16 protein-coding genes and 1 pseudogene are annotated in these 16,872 nt (G+C 62.3%); 5 read left to right on the top strand and 12 right to left on the bottom strand.

Going from position 1 to position 16,872, the window contains the following annotated elements; all coding sequences use genetic code 11:
• Nucleotides 1-211: 211 nt before the first annotated feature.
• The 5 genes from IHV84_RS08050 (at nt 212) to IHV84_RS08030 (ending at nt 4,488) form a co-directional block, all read left to right on the top strand.
• Nucleotides 212-1,228, top strand: coding sequence for an NADP-dependent oxidoreductase (locus IHV84_RS08050; protein WP_198846468.1), 1,017 nt, complete (start codon nt 212-214; stop codon nt 1,226-1,228).
• A gap of 142 nt (nt 1,229-1,370) precedes the next feature.
• Nucleotides 1,371-1,835 (top strand): GNAT family N-acetyltransferase, encoded by a 465-nt coding sequence (locus IHV84_RS08045; RefSeq protein ID WP_198846467.1) that lies wholly within the window; start codon nt 1,371-1,373, stop codon nt 1,833-1,835.
• A 90-nt stretch (nt 1,836-1,925) separates the two neighbouring features.
• Nucleotides 1,926-2,861, top strand: coding sequence for a glutathione S-transferase family protein (locus tag IHV84_RS08040; RefSeq protein WP_198846466.1), 936 nt, complete (start codon nt 1,926-1,928; stop codon nt 2,859-2,861).
• 61 nt (nt 2,862-2,922) lie between these two features.
• Nucleotides 2,923-3,831, top strand: coding sequence for an SDR family oxidoreductase (locus IHV84_RS08035; protein WP_198846465.1), 909 nt, complete (start codon nt 2,923-2,925; stop codon nt 3,829-3,831).
• Nucleotides 3,832-3,933: 102 nt separating this feature from the next.
• Nucleotides 3,934-4,488, top strand: coding sequence for a methylated-DNA--[protein]-cysteine S-methyltransferase (locus tag IHV84_RS08030; RefSeq protein WP_198846464.1), 555 nt, complete (start codon nt 3,934-3,936; stop codon nt 4,486-4,488).
• A gap of 258 nt (nt 4,489-4,746) precedes the next feature.
• On the opposite strand, the pseudogene IHV84_RS08025 reads toward IHV84_RS08030, so the two are convergent.
• From IHV84_RS08025 to ftsH, 12 genes and pseudogenes are all read right to left on the bottom strand, one after another.
• A pseudogene (locus IHV84_RS08025) lies at nt 4,747-5,654 on the bottom strand (LysR family transcriptional regulator).
• A 232-nt stretch (nt 5,655-5,886) separates the two neighbouring features.
• Complete coding sequence (locus tag IHV84_RS08020) at nt 5,887-7,038, bottom strand: S1C family serine protease (RefSeq protein WP_198846463.1); 1,152 nt, start codon at nt 7,036-7,038, stop codon at nt 5,887-5,889.
• A 24-nt stretch (nt 7,039-7,062) separates the two neighbouring features.
• Nucleotides 7,063-8,028, bottom strand: coding sequence for a zinc metalloprotease HtpX (locus IHV84_RS08015; RefSeq protein ID WP_198846462.1), 966 nt, complete (start codon nt 8,026-8,028; stop codon nt 7,063-7,065).
• Complete coding sequence (psiE-GI, locus tag IHV84_RS08010) at nt 8,006-8,503, bottom strand: heat resistance protein PsiE-GI (protein WP_198846461.1); 498 nt, start codon at nt 8,501-8,503, stop codon at nt 8,006-8,008. The genes IHV84_RS08015 and psiE-GI overlap by 23 nt, the downstream gene beginning before the upstream one ends.
• On the bottom strand, nt 8,500-10,215 hold the full coding sequence (gene kefB-GI, locus IHV84_RS08005) for a heat resistance system K+/H+ antiporter KefB-GI (protein WP_198846460.1): 1,716 nt from the start codon (nt 10,213-10,215) through the stop codon (nt 8,500-8,502). Before kefB-GI ends, psiE-GI begins: the two co-directional genes overlap by 4 nt.
• 3 nt (nt 10,216-10,218) lie before the next feature.
• The gene (trx-GI, locus tag IHV84_RS08000) at nt 10,219-10,659 is read right to left on the bottom strand and encodes a heat resistance system thioredoxin Trx-GI (RefSeq protein WP_198846459.1); all 441 of its coding nucleotides are present in this window, start codon (nt 10,657-10,659) and stop codon (nt 10,219-10,221) included.
• Complete coding sequence (locus IHV84_RS07995; RefSeq protein ID WP_198846458.1) at nt 10,649-11,794, bottom strand: hypothetical protein; 1,146 nt, start codon at nt 11,792-11,794, stop codon at nt 10,649-10,651. Before IHV84_RS07995 ends, trx-GI begins: the two co-directional genes overlap by 11 nt.
• A 79-nt stretch (nt 11,795-11,873) precedes the next feature.
• Entirely contained in the window at nt 11,874-12,485 is a 612-nt protein-coding gene (gene hdeD-GI, locus IHV84_RS07990; protein WP_066785458.1) for a heat resistance membrane protein HdeD-GI, read from the bottom strand.
• A gap of 89 nt (nt 12,486-12,574) precedes the next feature.
• Nucleotides 12,575-13,462 (bottom strand): heat resistance protein YfdX2, encoded by an 888-nt coding sequence (gene yfdX2, locus IHV84_RS07985; protein WP_198846457.1) that lies wholly within the window; start codon nt 13,460-13,462, stop codon nt 12,575-12,577.
• 102 nt (nt 13,463-13,564) lie between these two features.
• Nucleotides 13,565-14,479 carry a heat resistance protein YfdX1 gene (gene yfdX1 / locus IHV84_RS07980; RefSeq protein WP_198846456.1) on the bottom strand — a complete coding sequence of 305 codons (915 nt, stop codon included), beginning with the start codon at nt 14,477-14,479 and terminating at the stop codon, nt 13,565-13,567.
• Nucleotides 14,480-14,501: 22 nt separating this feature from the next.
• Nucleotides 14,502-14,960 carry a small heat shock protein sHSP20-GI gene (gene hsp20-GI, locus IHV84_RS07975; RefSeq protein WP_198846455.1) on the bottom strand — a complete coding sequence of 153 codons (459 nt, stop codon included), beginning with the start codon at nt 14,958-14,960 and terminating at the stop codon, nt 14,502-14,504.
• Nucleotides 14,961-15,047: 87 nt separating this feature from the next.
• Nucleotides 15,048-16,865, bottom strand: coding sequence for an ATP-dependent zinc metalloprotease FtsH (ftsH, locus tag IHV84_RS07970; RefSeq protein ID WP_198846454.1), 1,818 nt, complete (start codon nt 16,863-16,865; stop codon nt 15,048-15,050).
• Between the last annotated feature and the right edge of the window lie 7 nt (nt 16,866-16,872).

The raw sequence follows: 16,872 nt of genomic DNA, 5'->3' as shown, positions 1-16,872 counted from the left end.
GCGGCGAAGTGCAAACCAGCACTTCAAGTATTTTTGGGCTCTTCTAGCGAATGCTAGTGATGCACTCGATAAATGTCGTACGTCGAAATCGTCGTTTACAGACGTGCGGCGATTTCCATCACTACTATTCGCTAGAAGAGCCTATTTTTGGCCTCTGGCGCTTGCAGATAAAGCGCTGGCAGCTATTGAAACCATAGCAAAAGGATTTTCCATGCCCATCAATCAGCAGATCCTCCTCGACAACCGCCCCCAGGGCGAAGCCGTGGCCAGCAACTTCAAGCTGGTGTCGGCAGAGACCCCTGCGCTGGCCGATGGCCAGGTGCTGGTGCGCCACCACTACCTGAGTCTGGACCCCTACATGCGCGGCCGCATGAACGAGAGCAAGAGCTACGCGGCATCGCAGCCCCTGGGCGAAGTGATGATTGGCGGCACGGTGGGCGAGGTGGTGGAAAGCCGCAACGCCAAGTACGCCGTGGGCGACAAGGTGGTGGGCATGGGCGGCTGGCAGGAGTACAGCGTGGTGGATGCCAATGCCCCTGGTGCGCTGCGCAAGGTCGATACGACCCATGTGCCGCTGTCGCACTACCTGGGCGCCGTCGGCATGCCCGGCGTGACGGCCTGGTATGGCTTGGTCAAGATCATTGCCCCCAAGGAAGGCGACACCGTGGTTGTGAGCGCTGCGACCGGCGCGGTGGGCAGCGCGTTTGCTGCCCTGGCCAAAGCCCGCGGCTGCCGTGTGGTGGGCATTGCCGGTGGTGCGGACAAGTGCAAGTACGCCACTGAAGAGCTGGGCTTTGACGCCTGCATTGACTACAAGGTGCACGGCGACGTGAAAGCCATGTCCAAGGCACTCAAGGAAGCCTGCCCCAACGGCATCGACGGCTACTTTGAAAACGTGGGCGGCTGGATCATGGACGCGGTGATGCTGCGCATGAACGCCTTCAGCCGCATCGCCCTGTGCGGCATGATCGCTGGCTACGACGGCGCACCCTTGCCCATGGCCAACCCTGCGCTCATGCTGATTAACCGCATGAAGGTCGAGGGCTTCATCGTGAGCGAACACATGGAAGTGTGGCCCGATGCGCTCAAGGAGCTGGGCATGCTGGTGGGCACCGGCAAACTGCGCCCACGCGAGACGGTTGCCCAGGGCATTGCTGCCGCACCCGAGGCGTTCCTGGGCCTGCTCAAAGGCAAGAACTTTGGCAAGCAACTGGTCAAGCTGGTATGAAGCCCCCCCTGAGCCGCTTCGCGTCTTCCCCCCCAAGGGGGACGCCGCCCGTGCGGCGGGGCGGCCCTTGCACGGCGGCCCTGGCCTGGTTCGCGCCAGTTACACAGGCCTCGCTGAATATCCCGCTGCGGGGAATGAGCTAATGATGCTGCGCTGGGTCTGGGCCCGCTTTGACGACCTGGGCGTGCATGCGCTGCACGATGCGCTGGCCCTGCGCTGCAAGGTGTTCATCCTGGAGCAGGGCCCGTACCAGGACCCGGATGGCGCTGATAAGCAGTCCTATCACCTGCTGGGCTACGACGAGGCGGGCGTGCTACAGGCCTGCCTGCGCGTGGTGGACCCGGGCGTGAACTACCCCGAGCCCTCCATTGGCCGCGTGGTCACCGCCAAGGAAGCGCGTGGCAACGGCACCGGCCGTCTGCTGGTGGCCGAAGGGCTGACCCGCTGCCAGCAGGTGTGGCCGGGCAGGGCGGTGCGCATCAGTGCGCAGGCGCACCTGCAGCGCTTTTACGGCAGCTTTGGGTTTGTGGCGGTGTCGGACGAATACCTCGAAGATGACATCCCCCACATCGAAATGCTGTGGACCCCACCCGTGGTGCAGGGCTGAACGGGCGCGCCGCGCGTGTGCCCCAGCTTGTTACGCCGCAGTGCACACGCAAGTGCTTTTGGTTGAAAACGCTGTACAGGAGATTTCGCCATGTCTGCCCTGATTCTTCACCACTACCCCTCATCGCCCTTTGCGCAAAAAATCCGCTCAGTGCTGGGGTTCAAACAACTGGCGTGGAAGTCCGTCATCATCCCCAGCATCAGCCCCAAACCTGATCTGGTGGCCCTGACGGGCGGCTACCGCAAAACCCCCGTGCTGCAGGTGGGGGCGGATATTTATTGCGACACCGCACTGATCTGCGACGTGCTGGAGCACATCCAGCCTGAACCGGTGCTGTACCCGCCGCACCTCAAGGGTGTGTCGCGCGTGTTTGCGCAGTGGGCCGACAGCACGCTGTTCTGGGCCTCCATGGCCTACAACCTGCAGCCCAAAGGCGCTGAGATGCTGTTTGCCAGCCTGCCGCCCGCTGCCGCCCAGGCGTTTGCAGAAGACCGCAAGGCCATGAGTGCAGGCATGGTGCGCCAGCGCCCGCAAGACGCTACGGCCGCCTACCGCTCGTACCTGCGGCGCATTGCGCACATGGTGGAAGAGCACGACTTCCTCTTCGGCACCGAGCCTTGCGTGGCCGACTTTGCCGCCTACCACCCGCTGTGGTTCACCCGCCGCGTGGTGCCGTTGATGGACAGCATCTTTGACGCCACCCCCGCCGTGCTGGAGTGGATGGACCGCATCGAGGCACTGGGCCAGGGGCGCATCGAAAAATTCAGCGCTACCGACGCGATCACCGTGGCGGCAGGGGCCGAACCCATGCCGCTGCTGGACGATATTTTTCAGGACGAGCACGGCATTGCACTGGGCAGCCAGGTGCAAATTGCTGCCGAGAGCTTCGGCACTGAAGTAACCGAAGGCGAGCTGCTGGCCGCCACCCGCACCCGCTACACCCTGCGCCGTACCGACCCGCGCGCAGGCACGGTGCATGTGCACTTTCCGCGCATCGGATACGTGCTGAAGAAGGCTGCTGGCTGAAGCACGGCGCGGGCCGTGCCCTTCACAGAACATCCAACAACAAACTCAAGGAGATAAAAACATGATCGACAACTTTGCTGGCAAGACGGCGGTGCTGACCGGCGCAGGCTCGGGCTTTGGACTGGAATGTGCCCGCATTGGCGCGCGCCTGGGCATGAACCTGGTGCTGGTGGATGTGCAGCAAGACGCGCTGGACGCCGCCGCTGCCGAGATGCAGGCCGCAGGCAGCCAGGTGCTGGCCCGCAAGGTCGATGTGTCGAACGCCGCCCAGATGGAACAACTGGCCGCTGATGTGCAGCAGCGCTTTGGCGCCCCCCATCTGGTGTTCAACAACGCCGGTGTGGGCGCTGGTGGCCTGGTGTGGGAGAACTCGGTCAAAGACTGGGAATGGGTGCTGGGTGTGAACCTGTGGGGCGTGGTGCATGGCGTGCGCCTGTTCACCCCCATGATGCTGGCGGCTGCCAAGGCCGACCCCGCCTGGCGTGGCCACATCATCAATACGGCCAGCATGGCTGGCCTGCTGAACGCGCCCAACATGGGCATTTACAACGTGAGCAAGCACGCCGTGGTGTCGCTGTCTGAAACGCTGTACCAGGACCTGTCGCTGGTCACCGACCAGATTGGCGCCAGCGTGCTGTGCCCGTACTTTGTGCCCACCGGCATCAGCCAGAGCCACCGCAACCGCCCGCAGGACCTGCGTTCTGAAAAGCCCACCAAGAGCCAGCTCATCGGCCAGGCCATGAGCGACAAGGCCGTGGGCAGCGGCAAGGTCACGGCAGCCGAGGTAGCGCAGAAAGTGTTCGACGCGGCCGCGCAAGGCCAGTTCTACATCTACAGCCATCCTCAGGCGCTGGCTTCGGTGCAGACGCGCATGGAAGATGTGCTGCAGGTGCGCAACCCCACCGACCCCTTTGCCGGCAAGCCTGAATTGGGCGCCAAGCTGCGCGCGGCTTTGCGTAGCGAAGACTGAGCACCGGCAGTGCTGGCCGTGCTTTTGAAGCCAAATGGGCCGCTAGCGCTTGAGATATAAGCGCAGGCAGCTATTGTTTGTATAGCAATGCGTGAGCCATCCATGCGGCCCAGCCCCGCGCTGGGCCATGCCTTGTTCGACACGGCCGTGGGCCGTTGCGCTCTGGCATGGGGCGCCGCAGGCTTGCGCGCGGTGCAGTTGCCCGAGCAGGACGACGCGGCCACGGTGGCCCGGTTGCTGCGCGCCAGCGGCCCTTGTCATGCAGCGACCCCGCCACCCGATGCTGCTGCTGCCATCCAAGGCATACAGGCGCTGCTGCAGGGGCACAAGCTGGACTTGCGCGAGGTGGTGCTGGACATGACCCAGGTGTCAGACTTTCACCAACGCGTGTACGCCATCACCCGCGCCATTCCACCCGGCCAAGTCCGCACCTACGGCGACATCGCCGAGCAACTGGGCAGCAAAGGCCTGGCACGCGCCGTGGGCCAGGCACTGGGCCTGAACCCGTTTGCGCCCGTGGTGCCTTGCCACCGGGTGCTGGGTGCGGGGTTTCAGGCGGGCGGCTTCTCTGCCACCGGCGGCACAGCCACCAAGCTGCGCATGCTGCAGATCGAGGGGGCTTGCTGGGGTGACACCCAAGCGCTGCCTGGCTTTTGAAAATTGCCGCGACAGGCGCGCCCAAAGAAAAAGCCCGATGGGCGCAAGGCACATCGGGCTTTTCAGTATTTTTGGAGCGGGTGAAGGGAACATCATCGTGTTCCCAACTCGTTGATTGATAACGAGTTTTCCGCACTCGGCGAACCGAGATGGACATAACTATGGACTGAAAACCACGCTTGGTCAACGCGCGCTCCGAGCAAGTCCAGTGCGAGCCATGGACAGCCAGCAGTAGCCAATGTACCCGAGCGCTCAACGTCACGAGGCCGGTTCATCTCCCTTTGGCAGAACTCCTCGCGTGCGCGCTGCAGAAACCGCTTCATGGGCTCAGAGGGTTCGGCGCTGCGGCGCAGCAGGTAGGTGGACAGCATGGGCGGCGTGCCGGCCAAGGGGCGAACGGTTATGTCGGGGCGGTTCAGGGTCTGCACCTGCGAGGCAATGGCGAAACCTAGGCCATAACCGGCACCGACCAGAGTCAGCATCACGCCTAGGCTCGTCACCTGATCTACCAGCTTGAGCGGCTTGGACGCACATTGAAGCACCGCCTGGATCTGGTGGTGGCAGCCCGATCCCGCGTCCGGATGGCACAGTACCAACGGAAACTTCAAGGCTTCATCCAATGGCACTTCCGCGTGCGCCAACAAGGGGTGGCGCACGGGCACGATCACCGACAGAGGATCGGTCCACACGGGCTCGGCGACAAGGCCTTCGCTCACCGCGTCCGACAGCGCAAAGCCGATGTCCAGTAGATCGTTGTGCAGGCCCTTGAGCTGCTGCGCGAAAGGCAGCTCGAAGACGCGAATCTCCAGTTCGGGCTCTTCCTCGCGGCTGCGCGCCAGCAAGGTGGCAATGTGGGGCTGCGCCAAGCTGTCGCAGATGGCGATGCGCAGATAACCCTGATAGCCCTGCGCCGCCGCCTTTGCGGCACTCACCGCCTGCTCCACGGTGGCCAGCACGCGCCGGCACTCACCGAGGAACACTTGACCGGCCCAGGTCAGTCGCGTCTGGTGCGCGCTGCGGTCGAACAACTGCACGCCGAGCGTGGCTTCGAGATTTCGCATTGCGCGCGACACAGGCGATTGTTCTACGCCAAGGCGCTCGGCCGCTCGCGCGAAATGCAGTTCTTCCGCGACCGCAACGAAATAGCGCAGTAGTCTGAGTTCCAATGCGGCCTCCTGTTTGCCTCGTTCCTGGCCTGCGTCCACCTCATGCGGATTGCGCCTCGCTTTCTCCTTCGATGATTGGCAAGAGGCTCCGGCGTTGCATGCTTGCCTATTCGGATAGGCAGATCGCATCCGAAAATTACGGAGGTTGAGGCGGAACGCTACCTGGCCGAAGACCTGAGAACCTCAATCGCCGCGACGCTGCACTACCGCCTGATCCACAGGTTCAGTTCAATCAATTCCCGGGTTGCAGCTCCACACGCACCTCGCGCGATTTGCCGGCCCGCTCCACTGACAAGACCACCACATCGCCGACCTTCCTGTCGTCTAGCCGCGCGAGCAGTTTGGCCACATCGTCCGTCGCCTTGCCATCAACACCGGTGATGCGGTCGCCGGGCACGATGCCTTGCGGCGTGACTTCGACACCCGCGAGGCCGGCCTTGTGCGCTGCCGAACCAGGGGTAACACGCAACACGAACACGCCCTTGGTTCCCGTCAGTGCCAGCAGGCGCTGATTGAGCTGTTCGTCCACTTCAATGCCCAGCGCCGGACGGATGTACTTACCGGTCTTGATGAGTTGCGGGACTACGCGCATGACGGTGTCCACCGGCACGGCGAAACCAATCCCGGCCGAGGCGCCGGAGGGGCTATAGATCGCCGTGTTGATGCCGATGAGCCTTCCTGCCGAATCGAGCAGCGGCCCACCGGAGTTGCCAGGGTTGATGGCGGCGTCGGTCTGGATCAGGTGATCGATGGCCGGGCCGCCCGCTTCTCCGGGTAACGAGCGGTCGAGCGCGGAGACGATGCCGGTGGTGAGCGTCCAGTCCAGGCCGAAGGGGTTGCCGATAGCGAACACCTTCTGACCCACCTTGAGGTCGGCACTGGTGCCGACCGGCACGGCCGGCGGGCGCTTGAAACCGACGCCGATCTTGAGCACAGCGATGTCGTGCGCGGGGCTCGTCCCCACCAGTGCGGCCTGGTAGTCGCGGCCGTCGGCCAGTTTGACGGTGGCTTCGGACGCGCCCTGGATGACGTGGAAGTTAGTGACGACGTGGCCGGCGTCGTCCCAGATGAAGCCCGAGCCAGTGCCGCGCGGCACGGAGAAGACGTTGCGCGTCCAGACATCGCGTACCAATTGTGCGGTAGTGATGTAGACCACCGAGGCGCGCGATTTCTCGAACAGTTCGATGGTGGCTTTCTCGTCCGCCGCCAGATCGCCACGCGCCGTCACGGTGCGATCTGCCGCCTCGCGCGGACTGAACCAGGCCTCGATGGCGGGCAGGAACTGCCACAGCAGCATGAGCGCGGCAATACAGGCGGTGATGAAGAGCCAGCGCCGGACGAAGTGGTCCGGCGCGGGACGTTGGTACGGGTCGGGGTAGGCCATGAGAAGTCTCCTGTTGATAGGCAATCAGCGCCACAGCCCGCTCGGGCGCCAGCGCGGTGGGCGCGGCGTCACAGCGGATTCCGGCAAGAAATGGGGCGCGTGGAGTGGCAACGCTGATGCTGGCCCAGGCGCCAACGTCAGTAGGCGTGAGATGCGTTCTTGCGTGGCCGGATGCGTGCGCAACCAGGAGGGTTCGGGATTGCCCCATCCCGGCCACAACCAGGCGCGCCAGGAGCGGCTGACCCGCTCGATTTTCGCCAGCGCGGACGCCAGCCCCTGCGGGTCGCCAGTCAGTTCCGCCGCGAGGCGGTCAGCGTCGAACTCACGCACGCGAGACAAGCCGAGCTGTGCGAGCAGGGCCAGCTGGGGCGATGCGGCCAATAACAATAGACCAGGCCAATAGACCTCCGCCGCGCCAACCAGCAGCGCGGGCAGGTTGAGCAGGATCGCGATTTGTCCCATGAGGGCCAGCAGGCTCGTGAGGCGACTGACGGAATCCGCCAGCCCCATGACGCGCAGATCCTCATTGGTGATGTGCGCGATCTCGTGCGCGAGCACACCCGCCAGCTCGCGAGGGCTCAGGCGGCGCAGCAGGCCATCGGTGAGGGCGATCGATGCCTCCTGCTTCGATCCGGTGGCGAAGGCGTTGACGACGGCACTGGGCACATAGTGCGGCACCGGCGTGGCGGGCAAACCGGCACGGGCGGGCAGCTCGCGCAACAGGGCCCACATCTCGTGGGCTTCTTGCGGGTGCAAGGCCCGTACGCGGTACAGGCGCAAGCTCAGCGCCGACGCGGCTACCGGTTCCAGCAGCAACGCACCTGCAACGGCAAACAGCGCGAGCCACAGGCCGCCTTCCCCAAACGGCAGTCTCCCTGCTGCGGCTGCGATCCCGACCAGGGTCAGGACCAACAGTCCGGTCTGCAGGCGGTTGAGCCAGCGGTGTTGCAACAGCGCCGTGCGCGGGTCACTGGGATGATGACGGGTCATGCTCAGATGTCTCGGCGGCGCGGTCCTCGCGCTCGCGCAGCAGCCAGTAAGTGGCACCAAGCGCCAGCGTGGCGCCTGCAAGCGCGGCGATCTTGCCAGGGCTCGCCTCGGGGTCGAGGATCACGAACTTGCGCGCCAGCGCGATCAGGCCGATGAGGATCACGGTCTTGACCTGGATGATGCTGTCCCGACGCAGCGCCACGCGCACGATGGAATGCTTGAGCTCCATCGCGATCAAGAGCGTCATGATCATGCCGAACACACTCTGGAATACCCCGTGATCCAGGGGATTGAAGGCATCGAGAACCAGCATCGTGAAGACGATGGAGATGAGCTGGACCAGCGACACCACGATGATGACGGCAATCACCGCCGACAGCACGAGCGCGACGACCTGCTCGAAGCGCTCGTATAAACTCATGATGGCCCATTGGTCACGTAAGACCTGAAATGGATTGCGGCCTGTTGACTTCATGCAGATGGACTCCCTGCGACATTGCCGCTGTCGAGACGGCGGCGCATAGCACTGATGTTTCGTTCGACGAGCTCGGCCGACATGCCAAGCGACGACATCACTTGTTCCGCCAGCCCAAGGCCTGCGGCAAAGGATTGCTGGTACACACGCACGTTGGGCTTGGCGCGAAATGCATCGGCCGTGGTCGTACTTCTGCATGACACCCACAAGGTCAGCACCGGACGGCGCTCGGCAATCGCCAGGGCGATGCGCAGCACTTGCTGGGCATGGTCGAACGTGAGCACCACCAGACGCGCTTGCGCCAACCCGGCAGCCAGCAGGGTATCGGGCCGACTCGCATCGCCATGGAACACCGGCACGCCGGCGGCACGCGCGGCCTCTACCTTCTGCGCGTCCGCCTCCAGCAGCAGATGCGCCACGCCGGCGTGGCGAAGAATCTCGCTGACTGTCAGGCCAAGCTCGCCCGCGCCGCAGATGATGACGTGGTCTCGAAATCGCGCTGTCTGCGCGGCGATCTCGACTTCTTCAGCCTGGGGTGGCTGAATGACGCCGCCGGTGCGGCTCAAGAACCGGGCAAGTACATCGTGATGGCGGATCAGCAGCGGTGCCAAGGCCATGCTGAGCACCAGCGCGACCAGCATGGGTTGTACGACGGTCGCGGGAATCAGATGCTGCTGCAAGACCATGCCCAACAACAGCAGGGCGAACTCGCCGCCATGCCCCAACGCTATGCCCGTGCGCCAGGCATCGAGGGCGGACAGGCGCGCCGCCCGCAAGGCCAGGGTGTTGAGCCCGATCTTGACCGGTACCAGCACTGCCAGCCACGCGAACACCGCCAGTGGTGCCGAAAGAATCTGCGCTCCGTCCAACTGCAGGCCGATGGTCACGAAGAACACCCCCGACAACACATCGCGAAACGGTTTGAGGTGGCTTTCCATGTGGTGACGGAAGTCGCTCTCGCCCAGCACCATGCCGGCCAAAAACGCACCCAGGGCGGCGGATACGCCGACCGCGTGTGCAGCAGCGGCGGCAGCCACCACCACGCACAAGGAAACCAGCACGAAGGATTCTTCGTGGCCCTGCCGCGCCACCCAGCCCAGCAGGCCATGCAACAGACGACGGGAGGCGAGGGCCGCTGCCGCGAACAACATCAGCACGCCCAACACTTCGAGCAGCACGCTCTCGATCTTCGGCGACTCGCCGCGCGCCCAGATCGCCAGCAGGGCCAGCAGGGGCACGCTGGCCAGGTCCTGAAAGACCAGCACGGCGATGGCGCTGCGGCCATGGCGTGTGGTGAGTTCACCCTGGTCGGCCAACTGCCGGCTGACCAGCGCCGTGGAAGACATGGCCGCCGCAGCGCCGAGCAGCGCAGCGCTCTGAGCTGGCTGCCCCAACCCCATCAGCATCAGGGTCAGAGGTGCGGCCACAACGACCATCTGCAAACTGCCAGCCACCAGTACGGTCTTGCGAGTGAGCCAAAAGTGCCCGAGGGAGAATTCCAGTGCGACCATGAACAGCAGCAGCGCCACGCCCAGCTCGGACAGAAAATCAAGCGCTTCTCCCGGCGCGATCACGCCGGTGACTGAGGGGCCCAGTAAGGCGCCGGCGGCGAGGTAACCCAGCAAGGCGGGCACTCTGAGCGCAGCCGTCACCACGGCCGCCAGACTGCACGCCGCCAGCAGACTCAGCGTAACGCCCAGCAGGCCCTGCATCGGTCAGCGCCCAAGCTGTGCCGATACCCAGCGCACGATGTCCTGCGCGCCCATGGCGCCGGCCTGACGCCCGATCTCCCGCCCACCCTGGAACAGGGCGAGCGTCGGAATGCTGCGGATGCCGAACTGCGCGGCCAGGTGGGGTTCTGCCTCGGTATTGACCTTGGCCAGCCTGACCCTGGGTTCGAGCTGGCGCGCCGCTTGCTGGAACTGCGGGGCCATCATCTTGCACGGCCCGCACCATGGCGCCCAGAAATCGACCAGCAGCGGCAAATCGCTGCGCTCCACGTGGCGCGAGAACGTCGCCGTGGTCAACTCGATGGGCTCGCCCGTGAACAAGGGCTGCTGGCAGCGGCCGCAGTTGGGATGTTCCGATAGCTTCGCAGTCGGTACGCGGTTGATGGACTGGCAATGCGGACAGACGAGGTGAAGATCATTCTTCATGGTTCGCCTCCTTGGACCACAGTGAGGCTGCCGCGCTTCGGGTCACAGACAATGCCGACCAATCAACGCCTTGGAGCCAATCGTTCCCGTCTTTGCTTACTCCGGCCTCTTCCAAATGAGCAGCGATAAACGCTTCGGCCTGCATGAGCCACCTTTGGACAGTATCTTCCTTACTAGGAATCAGCAGGATTTCAGAGACGCTGCTGGCATCCAGCCCGTCCACACGGATAAGCAGAAAAATGCGCCGCCACAAACGCGGCATGTCCTTCAGCAGGTCGAATGCAAAAGCGAACTCGCTCGACCGATCAACTAGCTCCTCCTGTTCCGCGATCGTTGCGGCATCGGGATGCTGACTGTCAGCGATGATATCGGCCAGCCTGAGTGTGTCATCGGGCTGATAAAATTCGAAGACTTCCTCTTCCACCATGGCCTCGGCGACGTCCTGGGCATCCGCTTCGACCGGCGCGTCCAGAGAAACGAATTCGCCAAATTGCCGGCTGTTTGCCACTTCGTTATCCAGGACGGCGAACAGATGCTTCAAAAGACCGGTGTAAGCCTCTTTTTCCCCCGGCACGGATTGCCATCCAACCTCAGCTTGGACAATCGCTTCATCCACCACGTCGCGCAGCGTCGGATAATCGCGCGGTAAATCGCCGACGGCCCGCAGATAAGCCAGCTCACGCCTTGCGACAGCCTCAAGTTTCGACAGTAGAGGCATTCGGGTCTCTTTGGCCTCATGGGCGGCTGACGCGGGTTTTGCGGCAATTCGCACCTTGAGCTCGCGCAAGCGCTCGCGTCGTGCTTTGCGCTTGATTTGATCCTGAGCATGCAGTCGGTCAAAATGCTTCTTGGCCTGACGGAACAACGACTGTGCGAGCATCTGCGCGAGGGGCGTCAGCTCGTCATGTGATGCAGTAACGCTGACAGTCTTTTTGCCGGGCAGGTGCATATAGCCACTGGCCAGAAATTGCCGCTTGATCTTGTCGCGATCAAGGACGATTTGAAGTCGCACTGAATCTTTAGTGTGTTTGTCGAGCAATGGCTTGAGGTCGCGCTCGATCACATTTCCCAAAGCTCTCTGCCAAGGTTCATGAAACTCTTTGTCGATAGCTCGATAGCTATATTGAATCTGCATGTATGACTCCTTCGATGTCATTTCTATGGAGGCACGAACCGAAAATGCTCATATCCATAGAATTTAGTTTGACCCGCTCTTATCCCTGGCGCGTTTTGCGAAGACGCCAACTCAAGAACAAAAGCGTGACACCATAGACTGCCGCATAGAAGCCCAACAGCCAGCCTGCGGCCAGGAATGACTCGACCGGACGGGAAAAAAATATCCACAAGACGATAGCGCCAAGGACAATCGAGAGCAGTCCACTGAAGGCAAGCCAGATTTCACCCTTGATTTCTTGACGCAGCCGAACGGCGGCGGATATCTCCAGCACACCGGTGAAAATCGCCCAGAACCCCACGCTAGCCCATAAAAAAGAAGCCATGACCATCGTGGCGACCCAAGGAGCAACCAGGACGACGACGCCGGTAAGTATGCCGACAATGCCGCTGAACAGCAGCCAGCCCCAGCGCTCTTTTTTCTGGATATGGCGCACCGCTGCAACCAAGTTGAAAGCGCCATTGACCAAGGAAAATGCGCCGAACATGATGGTCATGGCCAACAGAGCCGATTGTGGCATCCAGAACGCAAGGGCTGCAAAAATCAATGCCAAGACACCGCGCAGCACAAAAAGCCACCAATTTTGGCTCAGCGAACACAGTGCTTTGGTGGGGTCATCCGCATTGGAATTAGCGATGGTGTCTGTGTTCATGCAATATCTCCTAAAGATCTATACAAAATAAAAAATCAAACACTCATGGGACTGGAGAGGGGGCGCTATGCGCCCCCTCTCCAGGGGTTTCAGAACAACTTGGACAGTTTTGCCTTGATTTCATCGAGCCAGCCTTTTCCGCCGCCTCCCCCAGCCGTCTTTTGCTTGACTTTCTTGAGTTCAGCATACAGGGGCTCAAAGTCCTTCTTCTTTCCATAGCCCAGCAGTTCTGCCATTTCCAACTGCTGCCGCGCTTCGTTCAATAATGTCTCCAGGCTCTCATTGGACGCTTCGCTCCGCTGACCATCTTCTACCAAGGTCTCGGCGCGCTTCAGGAGCAGCCTGGCGCGCAGGGCGGGCAGCGGATGCACGCTGCGCGTCTCGACCAGCGTGCTGAGCGCTGCCTGCAGCGCGGCTTTGGCTTCTTCGATCTTGCCCTGATCGATCAGCGGCACGACTGCCTTCACGGCTGCGGGATAGGACGCCAAAGGGATGTTGGTGACCGTGATCACGATTTCACTGGCCAGCAAAGCCAGCACGTGGCGAGCCTGTTGCACCTCGCCATGTTTGAGGGCATCCAGCGCCTCGTCGGTCATCGCCTCAATGGTTTCCGTGTTGGCGAACAAGTCGTGCACGATGGTGCGCACATCAACGGGGGCCAGGGCGAGCGTGGGTTCGCGCGCAACGATCAGCTCCAGCTTTCCCGTCACTTCGGCCAGCGTTGCCAATGCGCGTGCAGCGTCCTTGCCGTCAAGTGCGGCCAGCGCTGATTTGGTCAGCGCCAAGGCCGAGACGGCCTCATCGAGGACTTGTTTACGTTTGTCTGCCGCCAGCGAGTCCGTTTCCTTCTGAACCTCAGGCTGTACCTCCGTGACGACTTCAGGCTTGGACTCTGGACTGACAGGAAGGCTGCTTACCGCGGCCTGTTCGTTTATTCCTTCGTTCGTCGCATTGGGATTCGGTGTTTGCTCATTCATGGTGATATGCCTCGTATGAGATAGTGAAAATAGGCGAATCTATTGGGGCTGACTGCGAACATCGCGAGACTGACCGACAGAGCAGTCAGCCCCTTCATCACCTCAAAACAGCTTTTGGATGCGCGTCTTCAACTCGTCGAACCATCCCTTGCCGCTTTTGCCACCAGCCGACTTTTGCTCAATGGACTTCACCTGATCGAAGATGGGCTTGAAGTCCGCCTTCTTGCCATAACCCAGGATCTGCGCCAGCTCGATTTCCGTGCGCACGTAGGCCAGCAGGGCGCTGAGCTCCTCGTTCTGCTTGGCATCGCGCTTGTCGGTCTCGGCCAGCTTTTCAGCTTTTGCCATCGCGGCTTCAGCCCGTAGCACGGGCAGAGGAAAGGCGACCGAGGTCACCACCAGCGTGTTCAGTGCTCGGGCGAGTTCCGCCTTGGCGTCGTCGATCTTGCCGCTGTCGATGAGCCGTGCGGCCGACTTGATCGCTGCCGGGTACGTTGCCATCGGCAGGTTGTCGGTTTCGATCACGATTTCGCTGGCAAGATTGGCAACAATGGGCCGTGCCTTTTGCACCTCGCCATCATCCAACAACTCCCGAGACAACTTGACCGCTTTCTTGACCGATTCCACGTCGGCGTGGATGTCATGGGTGATGACGCTTACATCGACGGGCGCCAAAGCAAGTTTTGGCTCACGCGCCAATACCAGTTCCAGCTTTCCGCTGGCCAGTTCCAGCGCAGCGAGCGCCTCCTTGGTCTTCTTTGCATCAAGGAGTGTCAAAGCCTCCTGGGTCTTGGTGAGCGCAGTGATGGCGTCTTGAGTGAGCTCGGCACGCTTTTTATCGGCTTCCCGGGCGGCCTTGTCATCTACCTGTGGCTGTGCCGCCTTGGATGCGGCAGAGGGTGCTGCAGCACCTGGGCTAGAACCTGCCGCCGATTGGGCCAGAGCCGGTCCGCTCAGTCCGACGACGACCGCCAGGGCAAGTGCGGAGAAGATGTATTGTGGCTGTTTGATATTCATGATCTTGGGCTCTTGATTGAAGTTAGTTGACTGAGATTTCAATCTGTTTCGGTTTGGCTTGCTCGGCCTTGACAAGCCGCACTTCCAGCACGCCGTCTTTCATCGAAGCCGTCACCTTGGTCGGATCAACGTTGTCAGGCAAGACAAAGCTGCGCACAAAGCGGCCATACGCACGTTCGATGCGGTGGAACTTCTTGCCCTGCTCCTCTTTTTCCAGTTTGCGCTCGCCGCTGATGGTGAGCACGCCGTTTTCCGCGCTGACGCGCACGGCATCCTTGGGGACCTCCGGCAGATCCAGCTTGAGGATGAATGCGTTCTCATCCTCGCTGATGTCCACCATTGGTGCCCAGTCCGCCGTGGTCATGGCTTCGTTGCCGGTACGGGCGCCCTGTCGCTGGGGTGTCCCTCCCAACATCGTCGCCAGGCGGTTTTGCAATTCTTCCAGTTCCCGGAAGGGGTCCCACGGAGTCAATGCAGACATATCGGTTCTCCTTGAACAATGCCGGCGAATTGGATGACGCACCGAACAGAGCCGCCGGCTTACTCTGAATGGCACCTACTACTGTTTTCAGTTCCGAACAAGTCCTTGAGTCAATTGACGGATATCGCTTTCGTCGAGCGTTTCCCGCGCCAGCAGTTCGCGCGCACAACGCTCCAGCACCGCGCGGTTGGTGTCGAGGATCCGGTAGGCGCGCTCGAACACGCCCATCACGATGTCGCGGATAGCCTGATCGATGCGCGCCTGGGTCGATTCGGCCACCCGGCAGCCGCCGTGGGCCAGTTCAGGCGCATCAAGAAAACGCGGCCTCTGTGCCTCAAAAGCAACGTACCCCAAGCCCTCATCCATGCCGAAGCGCGTAATCATGTCGCGGGCGATGTCGGTGGCCCGCGCCAGATCGTCCGCCGCCCCGGTAGACAACTCGCCGAACACCAGCTTTTCGGCGGCACGCCCGCCCAGCAGTACGGCGATCTTGTGCTCGAGATCGGTACGCGTCATCAGGAAGCGGTCTTCGGTGGGGCGCTGCAAGGTGTAGCCCAGCGCGCCGATGCCGCGCGGGATGATCGAGATCTTGTGTACGGGGTCGGTGCCGGGCAGCGCCAGCGCCACCAGCGCATGCCCCATCTCGTGATAGGCCACGGTTTCCCGCTCCTTGGGATTGAGCACTCGGTTCTTCTTCTCCAGGCCCGCCACGATGCGCTCGATGGCGGCGGTGAAATCCTGCAACTCCACGGCGGACGCTTTGCGCCGGGTCGCGGCCAGCGCGGCCTCGTTGACCAGGTTCGCGAGGTCTGCACCCGAAAAGCCCGTGGTCAGCGCAGCCACCTGTTCGAGATCGATATCCTGAGCCAGCGTCACCTTCTTGACGTGGACTTTCAGGATGTCCAGCCGTCCCTTCTTGTCGGGCCGGTCCACCAGCACCTGGCGGTCGAAGCGACCGGCGCGAAGCAAGGCCTGATCGAGGATCTCCGGCCGGTTGGTGGCTGCAAGGATGATCAGCCCGACCGAGCTGTCGAAGCCATCCATTTCGGTGAGCAACTGGTTCAGCGTCTGCTCACGCTCGTCGTGTCCACCGATCGGTCCTCCGACACCGCGTGCGCGGCCCAAAGCATCCAGCTCATCGATGAAGATGATCGCCGGCGCCTGCGCACGCGCCTGTTCGAACAGATCGCGCACGCGCGCCGCACCCACGCCGACGAACATCTCGACAAACTCTGATCCGGAGATGGAGAAGAAGGGCACCGCCGCCTCGCCGGCAACAGCCTTGGCCAGCAATGTCTTGCCGGTGCCCGGTGGGCCGACCAGCAACACGCCCTTGGGAATGCGCGCCCCGAGCCGTCCATACTCCTGCGGATTCTTGAGGAAATCGACGATCTCAACCAACTCCGCCTTGGCTTCATCGACGCCAGCGACATCGGCAAAGGTCACGCCGGTGTTCTTCTCCATGAACACCTTGGCGCGGCTCTTGCCGATGCTCAGGAAACCGCCCATGCCCTGCTTCTCGGCGAAGCGACGGAACAGGAAGAACCAGACGCCGAAGAAGGCCACGGCCGGCAGAATCCAGGAGAGCACATCACGCAGCCAGGTGCTTTCCACCACCCGCGCATAGGGCACGTCGTACTTGGACAGCCGCTCGGCCAGGTCGGGTTCGACACGGGTGGCCACGATGGTGGTCTTGCCCCGGCTGTCCGGCGATTTCAGGCGCCCGGTGACCGTGCGGTCCGACACCAGCACTTCGGCGACGCGCCCCTCGGCCAGCGCCTTCTCGAATTCGCTGTAGGGCACGGGCTCGACGGTCTTGGCCGCCTGCCAGTAGTTCTGCAGCGTCAGCAGCAACAGGCCGGCGACGATCCAGTAGCCAATGTTCCATTGATCTTTCTTTTCCATGGGCAAT

Origin of the sequence: Acidovorax sp. IB03 (assembly GCF_016406015.1) — a bacterium.
In the GTDB taxonomy this organism is placed as follows: Bacteria; Pseudomonadota; Gammaproteobacteria; order Burkholderiales; family Burkholderiaceae_C; genus Acidovorax; species Acidovorax temperans.
The sequence above is the reverse complement of the archived record's forward strand: the minus strand, read 5'-3'. Positions and strand labels throughout refer to the sequence as shown.

Excerpts from the sequence above, each read along its gene's own strand:
- IHV84_RS08050 (WP_198846468.1), top strand. The coding sequence starts at position 212 with ATGCCCATCAATCAGCAGATCCTCCTCGACAACCGCCCCCAGGGCGAA.
- IHV84_RS08045 (WP_198846467.1), top strand. The coding sequence starts at position 1,371 with ATGATGCTGCGCTGGGTCTGGGCCCGCTTTGACGACCTGGGCGTGCAT.
- IHV84_RS08040 (WP_198846466.1), top strand. The coding sequence starts at position 1,926 with ATGTCTGCCCTGATTCTTCACCACTACCCCTCATCGCCCTTTGCGCAA.
- IHV84_RS08035 (WP_198846465.1), top strand. The coding sequence starts at position 2,923 with ATGATCGACAACTTTGCTGGCAAGACGGCGGTGCTGACCGGCGCAGGC.
- IHV84_RS08030 (WP_198846464.1), top strand. The coding sequence starts at position 3,934 with ATGCGGCCCAGCCCCGCGCTGGGCCATGCCTTGTTCGACACGGCCGTG.
- IHV84_RS08020 (WP_198846463.1), bottom strand. The coding sequence starts at position 7,038 with ATGGCCTACCCCGACCCGTACCAACGTCCCGCGCCGGACCACTTCGTC.
- IHV84_RS08015 (WP_198846462.1), bottom strand. The coding sequence starts at position 8,028 with ATGACCCGTCATCATCCCAGTGACCCGCGCACGGCGCTGTTGCAACAC.
- psiE-GI (WP_198846461.1), bottom strand. The coding sequence starts at position 8,503 with ATGAAGTCAACAGGCCGCAATCCATTTCAGGTCTTACGTGACCAATGG.
- kefB-GI (WP_198846460.1), bottom strand. The coding sequence starts at position 10,215 with ATGCAGGGCCTGCTGGGCGTTACGCTGAGTCTGCTGGCGGCGTGCAGT.
- trx-GI (WP_198846459.1), bottom strand. The coding sequence starts at position 10,659 with ATGAAGAATGATCTTCACCTCGTCTGTCCGCATTGCCAGTCCATCAAC.
- IHV84_RS07995 (WP_198846458.1), bottom strand. The coding sequence starts at position 11,794 with ATGCAGATTCAATATAGCTATCGAGCTATCGACAAAGAGTTTCATGAA.
- hdeD-GI (WP_066785458.1), bottom strand. The coding sequence starts at position 12,485 with ATGAACACAGACACCATCGCTAATTCCAATGCGGATGACCCCACCAAA.
- yfdX2 (WP_198846457.1), bottom strand. The coding sequence starts at position 13,462 with ATGAATGAGCAAACACCGAATCCCAATGCGACGAACGAAGGAATAAAC.
- yfdX1 (WP_198846456.1), bottom strand. The coding sequence starts at position 14,479 with ATGAATATCAAACAGCCACAATACATCTTCTCCGCACTTGCCCTGGCG.
- hsp20-GI (WP_198846455.1), bottom strand. The coding sequence starts at position 14,960 with ATGTCTGCATTGACTCCGTGGGACCCCTTCCGGGAACTGGAAGAATTG.
- ftsH (WP_198846454.1), bottom strand. The coding sequence starts at position 16,865 with ATGGAAAAGAAAGATCAATGGAACATTGGCTACTGGATCGTCGCCGGC.